This window comes from Frankia torreyi, from assembly GCF_000948395.1.
GTDB lineage: Bacteria > Actinomycetota > Actinomycetes > Frankiales > Frankiaceae > Frankia > Frankia torreyi.
In genome coordinates this window covers 244,463-260,792 of sequence record NZ_JYFN01000003.1, presented here as the reverse complement: position 1 = coordinate 260,792, position 16,330 = coordinate 244,463, and the positions used below count along the sequence as shown (strand labels likewise).

Here is a 16,330-nt window from a genome sequence, read left to right as displayed (position 1 = left end):
TCCTTCGGGAAGCCGGTGTCGTCCACCACCAGCGCGACCGGGTCGAGGAAGGCGGCCGCCCAGCCGGCGAGGCGCCGGCGGACCTGGGTGTAGTCCCAGGTCGAGCTGGTCACGAACTGCTGCAGCTGCTGATGGTCCACCCCGAGGCGAGCGGCCATCGGGACCATGCTCTTGCGCTTGCCGTCGGTCAACAGCCCCCGGACATACAGCTCACCGGTGCCCCGCTGGTCCCGCCGCGGCAGGTCCGCGAACATCTCACCCGCGAACCGTTCGATCACCGGCCGCACCCGGGCCATCTCGTCCTGTCTCATACCAACCACCGCCACACACATGAAGACGACAGTCAGTACAACCACAGACAGACCTAATCAAGTCCTACTAGAGTGCCCCAGCGTGACAGGTCTTCCCCGGGTCGCCGTCCTCGGCGTGGACGTGGCCACCGCCGCCGCGACGATCTCCCTCGTCGACGGGGGGCTCGCGGTCGCCGCGTTCTCCTCCGGCCCCGTGCCGCCCGCCGCCCACGCCCGCCTCGCCGCGTACGGCTGCGCCGACCAGGTCCTCGCGGTGTCGCCCGGCACCCTGCGCCTCACGGCGGCCGGCCCGGCGGCGCCGCCCTTCGAGGTCCATGGCGTGCGGGCCGATCCCCGGCCCTCGGCAACGTCCGCGGCCCCGGCCGCCGCGGTGGCGGCCGCGGGAGCCGGGGCGGGGGACGACCTGCTCGGCGTCTTCGACGCGGTCGTGCTGGGCGACGGCACGGCCCGGCTGGGGCCGGGCGGGCCGGACTCGCCCCGTTTCGGCGGCGTGTTCGACCTGGCGGCGGCCTGGGTCTTCCACGTCGGCGGCCCCCCGGAGCTGGCCGGCGCGCAGGGTCGGTGGATCGGGGAGTACCTGCGTGGCCGGTACGCCCCGCCCGAGCCCGCGGCGATGAGCGCCCGCCCGGCGCTGCTCGGCCGGTCGACGCGCGGCGGGGTGCGTGCCGAGCTCGCCGAGCTGGACCGCGAGCTGCGCGCCGGGCACGCCCGCGCCGCCGGCATCGGCTACCGGCTGCCGACGCCGCCGGCCCGGCTCACCCCGGCGCCGTGACAACCCCGCCCGAGCGCCGGCTTCAGCCGCCGGCGGCCGGGCGGCTCAGACGGGCCAGGCGGTCCGCGGCGGCCTGCAGCGTGGAGAGCTTCTTGGGGAAGCCGAACCGGATGATGTGGCGTCCGTCGGCGGGATCGGCGAAGAACGACGAGCCGGGCACGGCCGCCACCCCGATCTCGGTGACCAGCCGGCGGGCCAGGGCCACGTCGTCCCCGGCCGGGTCGATCGCGCGGGTGTCGCACATCACGTAGTAGGCGCCGTCCGGCTGCCGGAACGTGAACCCGGTGTCGGCCAGCGAGGCGCACAGCAGGTCGCGGCGGGTGCGGTACTGCTCGGCGAGCCCGTCGTAGTAGGCGGGCGGCAGGCCCATCGCCGCCACGCCGCCGGCCTGCAACGGTGCCGCCGCGCCGACGGTCAGGAAGTCGTGGACCTTGCGGATCGCCGAGGTGTAGGCGGGCGGCGCGATCGTCCAACCGACCCGCCAGCCCGTCACCGCGTAGGTCTTCGACAGGGCGTTGATGGTGACGGTCCGATCCTCGAGGCCGGGGATCGTCGCCGGCGGGATGTGGCCGCCGGGTCCGAGGTAGTGGATGTGCTCGTAGATCTCGTCGGTGAACACCAGCGTGTCGTGGCGTTGGCAGAGCTCGGCGACCAGCTCCAGCTCGTCGCGGCGCAGCACCTTGCCGGTCGGGTTGTGCGGGGTGTTCAGGACGATGGCCCGGGTGCGGTCGCTGAACGCCGCGCGCAGCTCCGCCGGGTCGATCGACCAGTCGGGGGCGTGCAGGCGGACCAGCCGCGGCCGGGCGCCGGACAGGATCGTGTCGGGGCCGTAGTTCTCGTAGAACGGCTCGAACATGATCACCTCGTCGCCGGGATCGACCAGCGCCAGCATGGTGGCGATCATTGCCTCGGTCGAACCGCAGGTCACGCAGATCTCGGTGTCCGGGTCGACCGACCAGCCCGGGTAGGTCCGCCCCACCTTCGCGGCGACCGCGGCCCGGAACTCCGCCGCCCCCCAGGTGATCGCGTACTGGTTCACGTCCGCGTCGATGGCGGCCTTGGCCGCCTCCTTGAGCTCGGGCGGGCAGGCGAAGTCGGGGAACCCCTGGGCCAGGTTCACCGCGTCATGCGCGAGAGCGAGCCGGGTCATGTCCCGGATGACGGACTCGGTGAAGGTCATCGCCTTCGCGGAGACCCGCGGCTGGGCGGGGGCTGTGGTCTGCTCGGACACCGCCCCATGGTGACATCCGACGGGCGAGGAGGTCGCCGGATGGCCGGTGCCGCGGCAGGTCAGCCGGCCGGCTCGGGGTCCTCGCCGAGGGCGGCCCAGGGCTGGCGCTCGGGGCCGGCGGCCTGGCCTTCCGCACACAGCCGGCGGAAGTCGCACCACGAGCACAGCGGGCCGGGGCGGGGCGGGAAGGCGCGATCGGGTTCACCGCCGCCGCGCAGCGCCTCGGTCGCCTCGACGGCGTCGGCGGCGACGGACTCGGCGCGGCGGACGTGGCGGGCGATGCTGTCCTCGGTGTGCTCGGCGGCGGCGACCCGCCCGGTGGGCACGTGGTGCAGCTCGACCCGCCGGCAGGGCTGGCGCAGCATCCGGCCCGCGGCCAGCGCGTAGAGCGCCAGGGCCCGCGAGGTCCGGGCGTCGTCGTCGGTGACGGGTCGCCGGCCGGTCTTGTAGTCGACGACGACGAGCTCCCCGTCCCGGTCGTCGAGGCGGTCGACCCGGCCGGAGAAGGCCAGCGCCTCGGTGCGGGTGGCGACCGAGCGCTCGACCCCGCGCGGCTCGGCCGCCGGGTCCAGGCCCGCGACGTAGCCACGGACCATCCCGACGGCCCGCTCCCGCCAGTGCTGCGACTGCTCGGGATCGCGGAACCCCTCGTCGACCCAGCCCAGGCGCAGCAGCTCGGCGGCGCGCAGCGGGGTGCGCCGCTGATGCGGCTCCTCCCACCACCGGCGCAGCGCGTTGTGCACGCTGACACCGAAGGAGGTGTGCGCCCACGGCGGCCCCTTCGGCGGGCGCGGCCGGTCCAGATAGATCATCCGGTAGCGGCGGGGGCAGTCCTCGAACGCGGCCAGCCGCGACGGCGTACAGGCGAACAGCTTGCGGGGCATGCCGCCGAACTCCATCTGTCCCATCGATCGATCATCCCACCCCGCCACCGGGGAGCCGCGGCACCAGCGAAGGGGCGGACCATCCGGGACGAGGCGGGTGGTTGCGGCGCCGCGTCGGTTCCTGGACGGATCCGCGCCGGGCTGGCATGCTTGCTGTATGGAGAGCAGCCGAACCTCGCGCCACGGCGCGCTGCTGCCTCCGTTTTATGGGGACCGGGCACGGTCCCCGCTCCACCGCTGACCTCACGCGGTACGAGCGTCAGACCCAGGCCCGGTCCGCCCCGGGTCGTCTTGGCCTGGGCTGCGCCGGGCCTCCGATCGAAAGGCCCATTCGTGGATAACCTCGTCGACCGTTCCGACGCCGCGATCCCCGCGCCCACGGCGCCGGGCGCCATCCTCACCGGCGCGGGGCGCGCGCCGATCGCGGGCGAGTCGCTGACGATCAGCAACATCGCCGAGGGACGCCAGCACATCGACGACATCGACGCCCAGCTCCGCGAGCTGCTGGCCACCCGCCGCGACCTGTCCCGGCAGATCCAGGCGCTGCGCTCGGCCGAGGGCGGCCCGCGGATCGAACACGCCCGGGAAAACGAGATCATCGCCGTCTGGGCGAACGAGCTGGGTCCCCGTGGCGTCGAGATCGCGATGGCGGTGCTGACGCTCTGCCGGGGCGCGGCGGGCCAGTCCTAGGACAGCTCCCGCGGTCAGCTCCCGCGGTCAGCGCTCGCGGTCAGCGCTCGCGCTCCTGCGGCCCGCCGGGCGACCCACCGGCGGGCCGGGCGGTGTCCTGCTCTGCGGCGGGGGCCCGGTCGCGGCGGGCGGGGCGCTCGCCCTCGCGGCGTCGGCGCCGGTCGCGCCGTTCCCGGTCGCGGTCGTGTTCGGCCGCGTCCAGCTCGGCGAGCAGGGCGCGCAGCTCCGAGCGCAGGAAGTCGCGGGTGGCCAGCTCGCCGATGGTGATGCGCACGGCGGCCAGCTCCCGGGCCAGGTACTCGGTGTCATCGCGGGTGCGGACCGACTGCTCCCGGTCCTGGGCGAGGTTCGCCCGGTCCCGGTCGTCCTGCCGGTTCTGCGCCAGCAGGATGAGCGGCGCCGCGTACGCGGCCTGCAGCGACAGCACCAGCGTCAGGAAGATGAACGGGAACTCGTCGAACCGCGCGGAGCTGGGGACGAAGACGTTGTAGGCGACCCACAACACGATGACGATGCTCTGGGCGACGAGGTAGCGCGCCGTCCCGATGAACCGGGCCACCCGCTCGGCGATCCGGCCGAACGCGTCCGGCTCGTAGGCGGGCCGTAGCGACGCGCGCCGCGACAGCCGCGGCTGGTCCAGGCGCGCGCCGCGCCGGCGCCCCCTCACGGAGCCGCCGGCGGGCTGGCGCCCACCCCACCCAGGGCGCCGGGTTCCCCACCGCCCGGGGGCGGGGCGAACAGGCCCGGCGTCGTGTGGGTGTCGACGTCGGATTCGAGCTGGCGCTCGCGCCAGTCGGCCGGCAGCAGGTGGTCGAGGACGTCGTCGACGGTGACCACGCCGACGAGCCGTCCGCCGCGGTCAAGCACCGGCGCCGCGACCAGGTTGTACGACGCCAGCAGCCGGGTGACCTCGGCGAGCGGGGTCTCCGGCCGCAGCGACGCCATGTCCACGTCGATCACGCCGCCGACCAGGGTGGACGGCGGCTCCCGCAGCAGCCGCTGGAAGTGCGCGAGACCCAGATAGCGGCCGGTGGGCGTCTCATACGGTGGGCGGACCACGTAGACCTGCGCGGCCAGCGCCGGGGACAGCTCCGGCTCGCGGATGCGCGCGAGCGCCTCGGCCACCGTCGCGTTCGGGGCGAGCACGACCGGCTCGCTGGTCATGATCCCACCGGCGGTGTCGTCGGCGTAGCGCAGCAGGCGGCGCACGTCGGCGGCCTCGTCCGGCTCCATCAGCCGCAGCAGCCGCTCGGCGTCCTCGGCGGGTAGCTCGCCGAGCAGGTCCGCCGCGTCGTCGGGGCCCATCGCCTCCAGCACGTCGGCGGCGCGTTCCTCGGCGAGCCCGCCGAGCAGCTCCACCTGCTCGTCCTCGGGCAGCTCCTCCAGGACGTCGGCGAGCCGTTCGTCGTCGAGGGCCGCGGCGACTTCGGCGCGCCGCTTGTCGGACAGGTCGTGCAGCAGGGTCGCGAGGTCCGCGGGGCGCAGCTTCTCGAACGCGGCCAGCAGGTTCGCCGCGCCCTGGCCCCCCTCGGCCAGTGACAGGCCGGTGACCTCGTCCCAGGCCACGGTGCGCACCTCGCCGCGCCGACCCCGACCGGTGCGGACGGCCACCTGGTCGAGTACCCAGTCCCCGCCGCGGATCGGCTCGATCGCGGCGTCGACGACGGTGACCTCGGTGTCCGAGGACAGCAGCGTCGCGCGGCGGTCGAGCAGCTCGCCGAGGACCCTGGTCTCGTTCGGCCGTTGCTGGAAGCGTCGCCAGCTCAGCCGGGCCGAGGAGAGCACGACCGCGCCGGACTCCACGCCGGTGACCCGCCCGATCGGCACGAAGATCGGCCGGCGCTGGACCTCGACGGCAAGGCCCAGCACGCGGGGCGGCTCGTGCCCGAGGCGCAGCGTGACGATGATGTCGTGGACCCGGCCGACCTGGTCGCCGTTCGGGTCGAGAACCAGCAGGCCGGCCAGGCGGCGGCAGTACACCCTGGACTGGGTGGGGCGCGTGGGCATCCTGGTCACTGACCGTTCCCGACGTAGGCGGGCATACCGCCGCGGGCCGGCGCCGCAGTCCTGTTCACGGCCGGAGGCTACCCGCGCGGGCGCTTCCCGCAACCCCGACCCCGGCATACCCGCCCGCCTGGGCATTCACGGGGCCGGTGAGGCCGTCCGGGCGCGGCCGGGCACAGGCCGCGGCGCGGATGGTCGCCGTTGGTCGTCGAGGATCGAAGGAGGCACCGGCGGCCACAGGTGGGCACAGGTCGACGCAGGGATGCTCACCGAACGGATCGATCCGGGGATCCCGGACCGGGAACGAGCACGATGAGTGACGAGTCGATAGCATAGGGATCATGCCGCAGCGTTCCCGCCGATCGTGTCTGGCCGTCCCCGGATCCTCGACGAAGATGCTCGGCAAGGCCCAGGGCCTGCCCGCCGACCAGGTGTTCTGCGATCTGGAGGACTCGGTCGCGCCCGGCGCGAAACAGGCCGCCCGGGCGAACGTGGTCGCGGCGCTCAACGAGGGCGACTGGACGGGCCGGACCCGGGTCGTCCGGGTGAACGACCTGACGACCCGCTGGACCTACCGCGACGTCATCGAGGTCGTCGAGGGCGCCGGGGCGAACCTGGACTGCGTCATGCTGCCGAAGGCGCAGTCCGCCGCCCAGGTGGCCTGGCTGGACCTGCTGCTCACCCAGATCGAGAAGGTGCTCGGGTTCGAGGTCGGCCGGATCGGGATCGAGGCGCAGATCGAAACGGCGCTCGGCCTGTCGAACGTGCGCGAGATCGCCTTCGCCAGCCCCCGGATCGAAACCATCATCTTCGGCCCGGCCGACTTCATGGCCTCGATCAACATGCCGTCGCTCACGGTCGGCGCGCTCAGCCCGGACTATCCGGGCGATCCCTTCCACTACGTGCTGTTCAAGATTCTCGAGACGGCCCGCGCCCGCGGGGTGCAGGCAATCGACGGACCCTTTCTCCAGATCCGCGACACCGAGGGTTTCCGGGCGACCGCCGCCCGCTCAGCCGCGCTCGGCTTCGACGGGAAGTGGGTACTGCATCCCGGCCAGATCGAGGCGGCCAACGAGATCTATGCGCCGCGCCAGGCCGACTACGACCACGCCGAGCTGATCATGGACGCCTACGCCTGGCACACCTCGGCCGAGGGCGGGCTGACCGGCGCGGTGATGCTCGGCGACGAGATGATCGACGAGGCCAGCCGCAAGATGGCCGAGGTCGTCGCGGGCAAGGGCCGCGCCGCGGGGCTCGCCCGCACGCGGAAGTTCGAGCCGCCGGTCGGCGTCGGGCGCTAGCCGACCGCGCACGCCAGCCGACCGCGCACGCCAGCCGGCCGCGCAGGCCGCAGGAGGGGACGACCGATGGGCAGGATCGCGCAGACCGACGACCTGACCGACGTGCAGCGCGACATCCTCGCGGCGGTGCGCACGTTCGTCGACAAGGAGATCCTTCCGTTCGCCACCGAGCTCGAACACGCCGACGAATACCCGGAGTCCATCGTCGAGTCGATGAAGGAGATGGGGCTGTTCGGGATCACCATTCCCGAGCAGTACGGCGGGCTGGGCGAGTCGCTGCTCACCTACGCGCTGGTCGTGGAGGAGATCGCCCGGGGCTGGATGAGCGTCGCCGGGGTCGTCAACACCCATTTCATCGTCGCCTACCTGATCGGCCGGCATGGCAGCGCCGACCAGCGCCGCCGGTTGTTGCCGCGGATGGCCACCGGCGAACTGCGCGGCGCGTTCTCGATGAGCGAGCCCGGCTGCGGCTCGGACGTCGCGGCGATCACCAGCCGGGCCGACCGGAATGTCGACGACGACGGCGACGGCTACGTGCTCAACGGGCAGAAGATGTGGCTGACCAACGGCGCGCGGGCCGGGATCGTCGCCACCCTGGTGAAGACCGACGAGGGCGCCGAGTCGGTCTACCGGAACATGACCACCTTCCTGCTGGAGAAGGAACCGGGCTTCGGCACCCACGGCGGGATCACCATTCCCGGCAGCATCGACAAGCTCGGCTACAAGGGCATCGAGACGACCGAGATGATCCTTGCCGACCACCGGGTGCCGGCCGCGGCGATCCTCGGCGGCGACGACGGCCGCGGCCAGGGCTTCTACCAGATGATGGACGGCGTCGAGGTCGGTCGGGTCAACGTCGCCGCGCGGGCCTGCGGCATCATGATCCGCGCCTTCGAGCTCGGCGTCGCCTACGCGCAGACCCGGCGCACCTTCGGCCGGCCGATCGCCGAACACCAGGCCATCGCCTTCAAGCTCGCCGAGATGGCGACCAAGGTCGAGGCCGGTCACCTGATGATGGTGAGCGCCGCCCGCAAGAAGGACTCGGGGCAGCGCAACGACGTCTCCGCCGGGATGGCGAAGTACCTGGCCAGCGAGTACTGCCACGAGGTGACGACGGAGGCGTTCCGCATCCACGGCGGCTACGGCTATTCGAAGGAGTACGAGATCGAGCGCCTCTACCGGGAGGCGCCGTTCATGCTCATCGGCGAGGGCACCTCCGAAATCCAGAAGCGGATCATCAGCCGGGCCCTGCTGCGGGAGTACGAAACGCCTCGCTGACCCGCTCGGGCCGGGGGCGACCGCGGGCGCCGTTCGCGCCGGCCACCCGGTCCGACATGCGTAGTCTGCTCCTGACCGGCCATCCGGGAACAGGCCATCCGGGAACAGGAGCACGCTGATGCAGGTTGCCTTCGTCGGCCTCGGCACCATGGGCTTCCCCATGGCCGGCCATCTCGCCCGCGCCGGCTTCGACACCGTCGTCCACAACCGCACGGAGGCGACCGCGGCGCGCTGGTCGGCCGCGCACCCGGGCCGGGTCGCGGCCACGCCGGCGCAGGCCGCCGCCGGATCCGACGTGGTCTGCGTCTGCGTCGGGGCCGACGACGACGTCCGCGCGGTGCTGCTCGGGCCGGACGGCGCGCTCGGCGCGCTGGCGCCGGGGGCGACGATCGTCGACCACACGACGACGTCGGCGGAGCTGGCCGCCGAGATCGCGGGGCAGGCGGCGCAGGTGGGAGTCGGTTTCGTCGACGCGCCGGTGTCCGGCGGGCAGGCCGGTGCCGAGGCGGGGCGCCTCAGCGTCATGTGCGGCGGCGCGGTGGACACGGTGGAGCGGGTCCGACCGGTGCTGGCCGCCTACGGGACGACGATCACCCACATCGGCCCGGTCGGCACCGGCCAGCTCACGAAGATGGTCAACCAGATCCTGGTGGCCGGGGCGATCGAGGGCGCGGCCGAGGCACTCAACTTCGCGGCCGCCGCCGGCCTCGACCTGGACCAGGTGCTACCCGCCGTGTCGGGGGGCGCCGCGAGCTCCTGGTATCTGACCAACCGCGCCGCCACCATGATCCGCGACGAGTTCGACTTCGGCTTCGCCGTCGACTGGATGCGCAAGGACCTGCGGATCTGCCTGGCGGAGGCGGCCCGCCGGGGCGTCCCGGTGCCGCTGACCGAGCTCGCCGAGAGCGATCTCGCCGCCTCCCAGGCGCGCGGCGACGGGCAGCTCGACGCCACCGCCGTCATCCGCCTGCGCCGCCTCGCCACCGCCGCTCAGCCCACCGCCGCCCAGCCCACCGCCGCCGCCGCCCAGCCCACCGCCGACACGCGGGCGGCGGACGTCGGAGGTGCGGACGTCGGAGGTGCGGAGGTCAGCGATGCGGAGGTCAGAGGTACTGCTTCGACGGGTTGACCATCGCGCGGACGGTCTTGCCGTCGTGGAACTCGCCGATCGCGGTCATCGCCCAGGTCTGGCCGCCGCCCTCGCGCTGCACCCGGCACATCACCAGCCCGGTGGACGGCTTGGACTCGGACAGGTCGAAGCGGACGAGCTCCTGGCCGGTGACGTCGTCGTAGAGGCGGCAGTAGGCGTTGCGCACGTCGGTGAACGGCTGCCCCTGGAAGCTGTTCACCGTGAAGATCAGCGTGACGACGTTCGGGGGTAGGGCGGCGAGATCCACCTGGATCGTCTCGTCGTCGCCGTCGCCGCGGCCGGTGAGGTTGTCGCCCGAGTGGCGCACCGCGCCGCGCGCGCCCTTCTTGGACATGAACCACACCTTGTCCACGTCCTTGCCGCGCTCGTCGAACAGGATGCAGGACGCGTCGAGGTCGATCGACCGACCTCGCTGCGCCGGATCCCAGCCCAGGCCCATCCGCACCCGGGTGAGCGGGGGCGCGCCGGTCTTCACCAGCGACACGCTCTGGCCCTTGGTCAGCGAGACCCGGCCCTTGTCCAGGTTGATCCGGCCGCCGGGCTGGCCGGGAGCCGGGGGCGGCGGGCCCCACTGCTGACCGCCGGCCGGCGGGGGCGGCGGCACGGGCGGACCCCACGGCTGGCCGGCGGGCGCGGACGGCGGCGCGCCGGGTGGCCCCCACTGCTGACCGGGCGGCGGCGCACCCCACTGCGGCGCCGCGGGCGGCGGGCCCCACTGCTGACCGGGCGGCGGCGCTGGCGCGCCCCACTGCGGCGCCCCACCGGCCGGGGCCGGCGCGGGCGGGGCGGGCGGGCCCCACTGCTGCCCCCCGGGCGCCGCAGCGGCCGGCGGCGCCGGCGGCACGGGCGGGCCCCACTGCTGCCCCACCGGCGCGGCAGGCTGCGGGCGGGGTGGGGCGGCCGGCGGCTGGGCCGCGGCCGGCGACGGGCCGGAGGTGCCGGGATCGTCGACGGCGATGCCGAAGTCGGTGGCGATGCCGGCGAGGCCGGAGGCGTAGCCCTGCCCGACCGCGCGTGCCTTCCACGCGCCGGCCCGGCGGTAGAGCTCGACGAGGATCAGCGCGGTCTCGGCGCCGAGCCCGGCGGGGTCGAACCGGACCAGCTCGGCGCCGCCGCGCGCGTCGCGCACCGAGATGCCCAGCCCTCGCACGCCCGCGAACGTCACCGGGCCGGAGCCGTCCAGGCTGCCGGTGACGACGACCTTGTCGATGTCCGGCGGCACCGCCGTCAGGGTGAACTCCAGCGCCGCCGGTGGCAGCAGCCGCACCCCCGGGCCGGTCGGCTGGTTGAAGAACACGAAGTCGTCGTCGGTGCGCACCTTGCCGGCGGCCGTCACCAGGATCGCGGCGATGTCCAGCGAGATCGACGAGGCGATCTCCACCCGGACGTCGGTGGTGGGCAACGGCGCGTTGCCGCCCTTCGTCAGCACCTGTCCCACAGCCGTAGCCTCCCGAGGTCGTCGCGCACCATCGTGAACACGCCCGCCGGGATGGTGAACGCACCCGCCGGGTACGACGGTTCCCGAACGCCGCCGGCGGCACGAGCGCTCCCGCCGACCCTACGATCGATCCCATGCGAACTGCGGCACGGGTCCCGTGAGCGACAGCGCCCTGAGTCGGTCGGTCGAGGGGCACGTCACGGCGTTGTTCGGTCGGGATACCGGCCGCGCCTCGGTGACCTTTCTCGGCACGGAGCCGCTGGACGTGCTGCGGTTCGGTCCCGACCGCGGCGGCGTCGTCCGGTACCTCACCCTCGGCATGTCCCGGGAGCCGATGACGGCGTCCGACTCCGCCGTGCGCGACCCCGCCGGGCCACGGGCCGAGCTCGTGCTGTCGCTGCGCGGCCGCCGCGACAGCGTGCTGCGCCGGCTCGCCGTGCTCGCGGCCGTCCCCGCCGTCGAGGGCCGGCCCATCGCCCCCGGCGCCGGTCTGGACCTCGGCGAGCCGCTGTGGGACGGCGCGCCGTTCACCGCGGTGCTGGTCGGTGAGCCCGGCGGCCTTATCCCCGACCTGCCGCTCGCCGACGCCCTGGATGACCCCGCGTTCGCCGCCGCCGCGCCCGTGCGCTTCCTGCCCGTCCTGCCGATGACCATGAACGAGGCGGCCTTCAAGCGGGTGCAGGGACCGGAGGCGTTGCACCAGCGCTGGCTCGCGGCCGGCACCGACCTGCGCGACCCCAACCGCCGCGAGGTCGATCTCGGCTGAGGCCGCCCGCGCGGACCCGGCTACACGGCTACACGGCTACACGGCTACACGGCTACAGGATGACTACTCTCTGCATTCGATAGGGCATGCGGTGCGCTGCCCACGCCGCGCCCGGAGGGGGTCCGTCATGCAGTTCGGCCGCTGGTTCGAGGAGTTCGAGGTGGGCGCCGTCTACCGGCACTGGCCGGGCAAGACGGTCACCGAGTACGACGACCACCTGTTCTGCCTGCTCACGATGAACCACCATCCGCTGCACCTGGACAGCCACTACGCCGAGCAGAGCACCCAGTTCAAGCGGAACGTGGTGGTCGGCAACTACGTGTACTCCCTGCTGCTGGGCATGTCGGTCCCGGACGTCTCCGGCAGGGCCATCGCGAACCTGGAGGTCGAGTCGCTGCGGCACGTCGCGCCGGTGTTCCACGGCGACACGATCTACGGCGAGTCCACCGTGCTCGACAAGGTCCCCTCTCGCAGCCGCGACGACCGGGGCGTCGTCACCGTGGAGACCCGCGGCAACAACCAGGACGGCACGCTGGTCTGCGTCTACCGGCGCAAGGTGCTGGTTGCGACGCGGGCCTACGGCGAGGCGCACGGCGGCGATCAGCCCGGCCGCCCCGCCCCCGCCCCCGCCTGACCGCACCTGACCGCACCCCACCCGCAGGATCCGGCCCCTCTCCGCTGGTCAGGCCCCTCTCTGCCGGTCCGACCCCTCTCCGCTGGTCCGGACGCACTAGTCTCATGACGTTGTGACCGGTGATGCCGCGGCGGGCCCCTCTCGTCCCCTTCGATCCCTGGCCGCCGGCTCCGGCTCGGCCCCGCACGGGCGCCCGCACCGGCGGGCGGTGCTGCTCGGCGGGCTGGGGCTCGGGGGCGCGGCGGCGGCCGCGGTGGGACTGGCGGCGTGCGGCGGCTCGGGCGGCCCGACGCCGATCCCGGCGCCGACGCTGCGCGCGCCGACCCCCGTCCCAGGGGTGACCGATGGGGTGTTCGCCCTGGGGGTGGCCAGCGGCGACCCGCTGCCTGACGGCGTCATCCTGTGGACCCGGCTGGCGCCGCGCCCGAGCGAGGGCGGCGGGATGCCCTCGCGCGACGTCCCGGTCGACTGGCAGATCGCCGCCGACGAGAACTTCCGTTCGGTGGTGCGCGCCGGCACGCAGACCGCGCAGGCGGCGTTCGCCCACTCGGTGCACGTCGACGTCCGCGGCCTGGAGCCGGGACGCGAGTACTTCTACCGTTTTCGGGCCGGCACCGTGCTCAGCCCCGTCGGCCGCACCAGGACCGCCGCCGCCCCGCAGGCCGGCACGGACGCCGCCGGCGGGGCGCTGACCCTGGCGCTGGCCTCCTGCCAGGACTTCCAGAACGGCTACTGGCCGGCCTTCGACGCCATCGCCGCGGACGCGCCGGACCTCGTCGTGCACGTCGGCGACTACATCTACGAGTACGACCCGGACAGCCGGTTCCCGGACCGCCTGCACACCACCCCCCAGCAGCCCGGACTCGACCAGCTCCAGACGCTGGCGGACTACCGCAACCGCTACGGCCAGTACAAGGCGGACCCGGCTCTGCAGGCGGCCCACCACGCCGCGCCCTGGGTCGTCACCTGGGACGACCACGAGGTCGAGAACAACTACGCCGGCCTCGTCGACGAGGCCGGCGACGCCGGCGACCGCCACCAGGACCCGGCCACCTTCGCCCGCCAGCGGGCCGCCGCCTACCAGGCGTACTACGAGCACATGCCGATCCGGGCCGAACTCAACCCGGGCTCGCCCGACCTGCGCATCTACCGCCGCCTCGCCTTCGGTGGCCTGCTGACGCTCAACGTCATGGACACCCGCCAGTACCGGACCCCGGTGCCGGGCAACTCGCCGGAGGCCATCGGCCCGGCCGCGCTCGGCGCCGGCAACACCGGCGGCACGATGGCCGGGGCCGCCCAGGAGCGCTGGCTGCGCGCGGGGCTCGACGCCTCCCGGACCCGCTGGAACGTGATCGCGCAGCAGACGATGATGGCCCAGCTCGACGGCCAGCTTCCCGTCGGGTCGGGGAGCATGCTGACCAACCTCGACCAGAACGACGGTTACCGCCCCTACCGGCGGCGACTGCTGTCCGGGGTGCGCGACAGCCGGGTCCGCAATCCCGTGGTGCTCTCCGGGGACCTCCACTGCGCCTGGGTGAACGACCTGCGCGTCGACTTCGACCGACCGGAGACCCCCGCGGTCGCGACCGAGTTCGTCTGCACCTCGATCAGCTCGGCCTTCTTCCTCGTCAACGACGACTTCGTCCGGGAGAACAACGCCCGCCTCAACCCGCACGTTCGCTACTTTCGCGGCGATCGCCGGGGTTACACCCGGATCCGGGTGACGCCGACGGAACTGCGCGCGGACATGCGGGTCGTCGCCGACCTCTCCCGGCGGGACTCGCCGGTCTCCACCGACGCCACCTGGGTCGTCGAGGACGGTGTCCCCGGCGCCCGACCGGCCTGACCGCGACCACGACCACGACCACGACCGTCCGGAAATCACGGGCGCGCGGACAATAAACTTCGCGAATCCCCCACATCGCCCGGCGGGGCATCGCGAAACATATCGAAGAAAACTCGACCAGCGTCCAACCGGAATTCCGTCCGGCACGTTAGGCTGCCGCCGGCCGACCGCCGCTGGTCCGCGGTCGCCGGCAGCGTCGCCGCGGCTTGTCGGCCGCCGCCCGCTCACCGCGGGCCGCCCGCGGCGCAGCGCGGACGACGAGGAACCGGGAGCCGAGCGTGACGATTCTGGAGGAGCCGCGGGAACCGGCGTCACCCGCTCGGCCCAGCCCGCAGGACTCCGTCACGGCACACTCGAGGCCGCGCACGAACGTGCTCGGCTACCTGCGGACGACGTCCCACAAGGACATCGCCGTGATGTACTTCGTCACCGCGTTCGGTTTCTTCCTGTTCGCCGGGATCCTGGCCGTCATGATGCGGGCGGAGCTCGCGCGGCCGGGCCTGCAGTACTTCTCCAACGAGCAGTACAACCAGTTCTTCACGATCCACGGCACGGTCATGCTGCTGCTGTTCGCGACGCCGTTGGCGTTCGCGTTCGCCAACCTCCTGGTGCCGTTGCAGATCGGCTCCCCCGACGTGGCGTTCCCTCGGTTGAACTCGCTGTCGTACTGGTTCTTCCTGTTCGGCGGGCTGACCGTCATCGCCGGGTTCCTCACCCCGGACGGCGCCGCCGACTTCGGCTGGTTCGCCTACGCCCCGCTCAACAGCAAGATCTACTCGCCCACCACCGGTGGCGACCTGTGGGTCCTGGGCCTGGTGGTGTCCGGGCTCGGCACCATCCTCGGCGCGGTCAACATGGTCACCACGCTCCTGACGCTGCGCGCGCCCGGGATGACGATGTTCCGGCTGCCCATCTTCTGCTGGACGTTCCTGGTGACGTCGATCCTGGTGCTGGTCGCCTTCCCGGTGCTGGCCGCGCAACTGCTGTCGCTGGAGGCGGACCGCCGGTTCGGCGCGCACGTGTTCGACGCGGCCAACGGCGGCGCGATCCTGTGGCAGCACCTGTTCTGGTACTTCGGCCATCCCGAGGTCTACATCATCGCTCTGCCGTTCTTCGGCATCATCAGCGAGATCCTGCCGGTCTTCTCCCGAAAACCCCTGTTCGGCTACAAGGGGCTGGTCTTCGCCACGATCGGGATCGGCGTGCTGTCCCTCGCGGTGTGGGCGCACCACATGTTCGTCACCGGCGCGGTGCTGCTGCCGTTCTTCGCACTGCTGTCGTTCCTCATCGCGGTGCCCACCGGCATCAAGTTCTTCAACTGGATCGGCACGATGTGGCGCGGGCAGCTCACCTTCGAGACGCCGATGCTGTTCNNNCTCGGCTTCCTGGTGACNTTCCTNTTCGGCGGGTTGACCGGGGTGNTGCTGGCCAGCCCGCCGATCGACTTCCACGTCAGCGACAGCTACTTCGTCGTCGCCCACTTCCACTACGTCGTGTTCGGCACCGTCGTCTTCGCCGCGTTCGGCGGCACCTACTTCTGGTTCCCGAAGATCACCGGCCGGATGATGAACGACCGGCTGGGCAAGGTCCATTTCTGGACCATGTTCTTCGGCTTCCACACCACGTTCCTGGTGCAGCACTGGCTCGGCGTGCGCGGCATGCCGCGGCGCTACGCCGACTACGGTCCGACCGACGGTTTCACCACCCTGAACACGGTCTCGAGCGCCGGCGCGTTCCTGCTCGCCGCGTCCACGCTGCCGCTCATCTACAACCTGTGGCACTCCTACCGGCACGGCGCCCTCGCCACCGTCGACGACCCGTGGGGGTACGGCAACTCGCTGGAATGGGCGACGTCCTGCCCGCCGCCGCGGCACAACTTCCGGTCACTGCCACGGATCCGCTCCGAGCGGCCCGCCTTCGACCTGCACTACCCGCAGATCAGCGGTCTCGTCGACTACCACGCGACGCCGGAGCTCGCCGCCGCGCACACCCAACCCGCCCAGCGCGAACAGTAGGCGGCAGTCG

The 16,330-nt window shown here is 73.1% G+C and carries 15 protein-coding genes and 1 pseudogene; 10 read left to right on the top strand and 6 right to left on the bottom strand.

Features of this window, described 5'->3' with window-relative positions; translation table 11 throughout:
- Window positions 1–254, bottom strand: a 254-nt coding sequence (locus FF36_RS03545; RefSeq protein ID WP_242422270.1) for a transposase, incomplete at its 3' end; no start/stop codon positions are given.
- 139 nt (window positions 255–393) lie between these two features.
- On the opposite strand from FF36_RS03545, the gene FF36_RS03540 reads away from it, so the two are divergent.
- Window positions 394–1,083, top strand: coding sequence for a hypothetical protein (locus FF36_RS03540; RefSeq protein ID WP_044883485.1), 690 nt, complete (start codon window positions 394–396; stop codon window positions 1,081–1,083).
- Between the two features lie 22 nt (window positions 1,084–1,105).
- Here the strand turns inward: FF36_RS03540 and FF36_RS03535 are convergent, their stop codons facing one another.
- Together FF36_RS03535 and FF36_RS03530 are read right to left on the bottom strand one after the other, a co-directional pair.
- Window positions 1,106–2,314, bottom strand: coding sequence for a pyridoxal phosphate-dependent aminotransferase (locus FF36_RS03535; RefSeq protein WP_044883484.1), 1,209 nt, complete (start codon window positions 2,312–2,314; stop codon window positions 1,106–1,108).
- Window positions 2,315–2,373: 59 nt separating this feature from the next.
- Window positions 2,374–3,222, bottom strand: a complete 849-nt coding sequence (locus tag FF36_RS03530) for a RecB family exonuclease (protein WP_044883483.1) — start codon at window positions 3,220–3,222, stop codon at window positions 2,374–2,376.
- Between the two features lie 309 nt (window positions 3,223–3,531).
- Here FF36_RS03530 and FF36_RS03525 point away from each other — a divergent pair, with 309 nt between their 5' ends.
- Window positions 3,532–3,888, top strand: coding sequence for a chorismate mutase (locus FF36_RS03525; RefSeq protein WP_082121646.1), 357 nt, complete (start codon window positions 3,532–3,534; stop codon window positions 3,886–3,888).
- Window positions 3,889–3,928: 40 nt separating this feature from the next.
- On the opposite strand, the gene FF36_RS03520 is transcribed toward FF36_RS03525, so the two are convergent.
- Both FF36_RS03520 and FF36_RS03515 read right to left on the bottom strand, forming a co-directional pair.
- Window positions 3,929–4,555, bottom strand: a complete 627-nt coding sequence (locus tag FF36_RS03520; RefSeq protein ID WP_236706090.1) for a DUF1003 domain-containing protein — start codon at window positions 4,553–4,555, stop codon at window positions 3,929–3,931.
- Window positions 4,552–5,895 carry a magnesium transporter MgtE N-terminal domain-containing protein gene (locus tag FF36_RS03515; protein WP_044883482.1) on the bottom strand — a complete coding sequence of 448 codons (1,344 nt, stop codon included), beginning with the start codon at window positions 5,893–5,895 and terminating at the stop codon, window positions 4,552–4,554. The genes FF36_RS03520 and FF36_RS03515 overlap by 4 nt, the downstream gene beginning before the upstream one ends.
- 338 nt (window positions 5,896–6,233) lie before the next feature.
- Between FF36_RS03515 and FF36_RS03510 the strand changes: the two genes are divergently transcribed.
- The 3 genes from FF36_RS03510 (at window position 6,234) to FF36_RS03500 (ending at window position 9,600) form a co-directional block, all read left to right on the top strand.
- Window positions 6,234–7,193 carry an HpcH/HpaI aldolase/citrate lyase family protein gene (locus tag FF36_RS03510; protein ID WP_044883481.1) on the top strand — a complete coding sequence of 320 codons (960 nt, stop codon included), beginning with the start codon at window positions 6,234–6,236 and terminating at the stop codon, window positions 7,191–7,193.
- Window positions 7,194–7,259: 66 nt separating this feature from the next.
- Window positions 7,260–8,471, top strand: a complete 1,212-nt coding sequence (locus tag FF36_RS03505; protein WP_044883480.1) for an acyl-CoA dehydrogenase family protein — start codon at window positions 7,260–7,262, stop codon at window positions 8,469–8,471.
- 118 nt (window positions 8,472–8,589) lie between these two features.
- Window positions 8,590–9,600, top strand: a complete 1,011-nt coding sequence (locus tag FF36_RS03500) for an NAD(P)-dependent oxidoreductase (protein WP_052680928.1) — start codon at window positions 8,590–8,592, stop codon at window positions 9,598–9,600.
- Here FF36_RS03500 and FF36_RS03495 read toward each other — a convergent pair.
- The gene (locus tag FF36_RS03495; protein WP_044883479.1) at window positions 9,575–11,059 is read right to left on the bottom strand and encodes a TerD family protein; all 1,485 of its coding nucleotides are present in this window, start codon (window positions 11,057–11,059) and stop codon (window positions 9,575–9,577) included. The two genes, FF36_RS03500 and FF36_RS03495, sit on opposite strands and share 26 nt — an antisense overlap.
- A gap of 157 nt (window positions 11,060–11,216) precedes the next feature.
- On the opposite strand from FF36_RS03495, the gene FF36_RS03490 reads away from it, so the two are divergent.
- From FF36_RS03490 to FF36_RS36975, 5 genes and pseudogenes are all read left to right on the top strand, one after another.
- Window positions 11,217–11,825, top strand: coding sequence for a suppressor of fused domain protein (locus FF36_RS03490; RefSeq protein WP_044883478.1), 609 nt, complete (start codon window positions 11,217–11,219; stop codon window positions 11,823–11,825).
- A 127-nt stretch (window positions 11,826–11,952) separates the two neighbouring features.
- Entirely contained in the window at window positions 11,953–12,459 is a 507-nt protein-coding gene (locus tag FF36_RS03485; RefSeq protein ID WP_044883477.1) for a MaoC family dehydratase, read from the top strand.
- A gap of 112 nt (window positions 12,460–12,571) precedes the next feature.
- On the top strand, window positions 12,572–14,305 hold the full coding sequence (locus tag FF36_RS03480; RefSeq protein ID WP_082121645.1) for an alkaline phosphatase D family protein: 1,734 nt from the start codon (window positions 12,572–12,574) through the stop codon (window positions 14,303–14,305).
- Window positions 14,306–14,583: 278 nt separating this feature from the next.
- Window positions 14,584–15,678: pseudogene (locus FF36_RS36990) on the top strand (cbb3-type cytochrome c oxidase subunit I); the annotation flags it as partial.
- Between the two features lie 49 nt (window positions 15,679–15,727).
- Window positions 15,728–16,320 (top strand): cytochrome c oxidase subunit I (locus tag FF36_RS36975; protein WP_242422266.1); only part of this gene is annotated, 593 nt, incomplete at its 5' end.
- Between the last annotated feature and the right edge of the window lie 10 nt (window positions 16,321–16,330).

What these genes read in the sequence shown, in the direction of transcription:
- FF36_RS03530 (WP_044883483.1), bottom strand. Translation starts at nt 3,222, where the DNA reads ATGGGACAGATGGAGTTCGGCGGCATGCCCCGCAAGCTGTTCGCCTGT.
- FF36_RS03515 (WP_044883482.1), bottom strand. Translation starts at nt 5,895, where the DNA reads ATGCCCACGCGCCCCACCCAGTCCAGGGTGTACTGCCGCCGCCTGGCC.
- FF36_RS03510 (WP_044883481.1), top strand. Translation starts at nt 6,234, where the DNA reads ATGCCGCAGCGTTCCCGCCGATCGTGTCTGGCCGTCCCCGGATCCTCG.
- FF36_RS03505 (WP_044883480.1), top strand. Translation starts at nt 7,260, where the DNA reads ATGGGCAGGATCGCGCAGACCGACGACCTGACCGACGTGCAGCGCGAC.
- FF36_RS03500 (WP_052680928.1), top strand. Translation starts at nt 8,590, where the DNA reads ATGCAGGTTGCCTTCGTCGGCCTCGGCACCATGGGCTTCCCCATGGCC.
- FF36_RS03485 (WP_044883477.1), top strand. Translation starts at nt 11,953, where the DNA reads ATGCAGTTCGGCCGCTGGTTCGAGGAGTTCGAGGTGGGCGCCGTCTAC.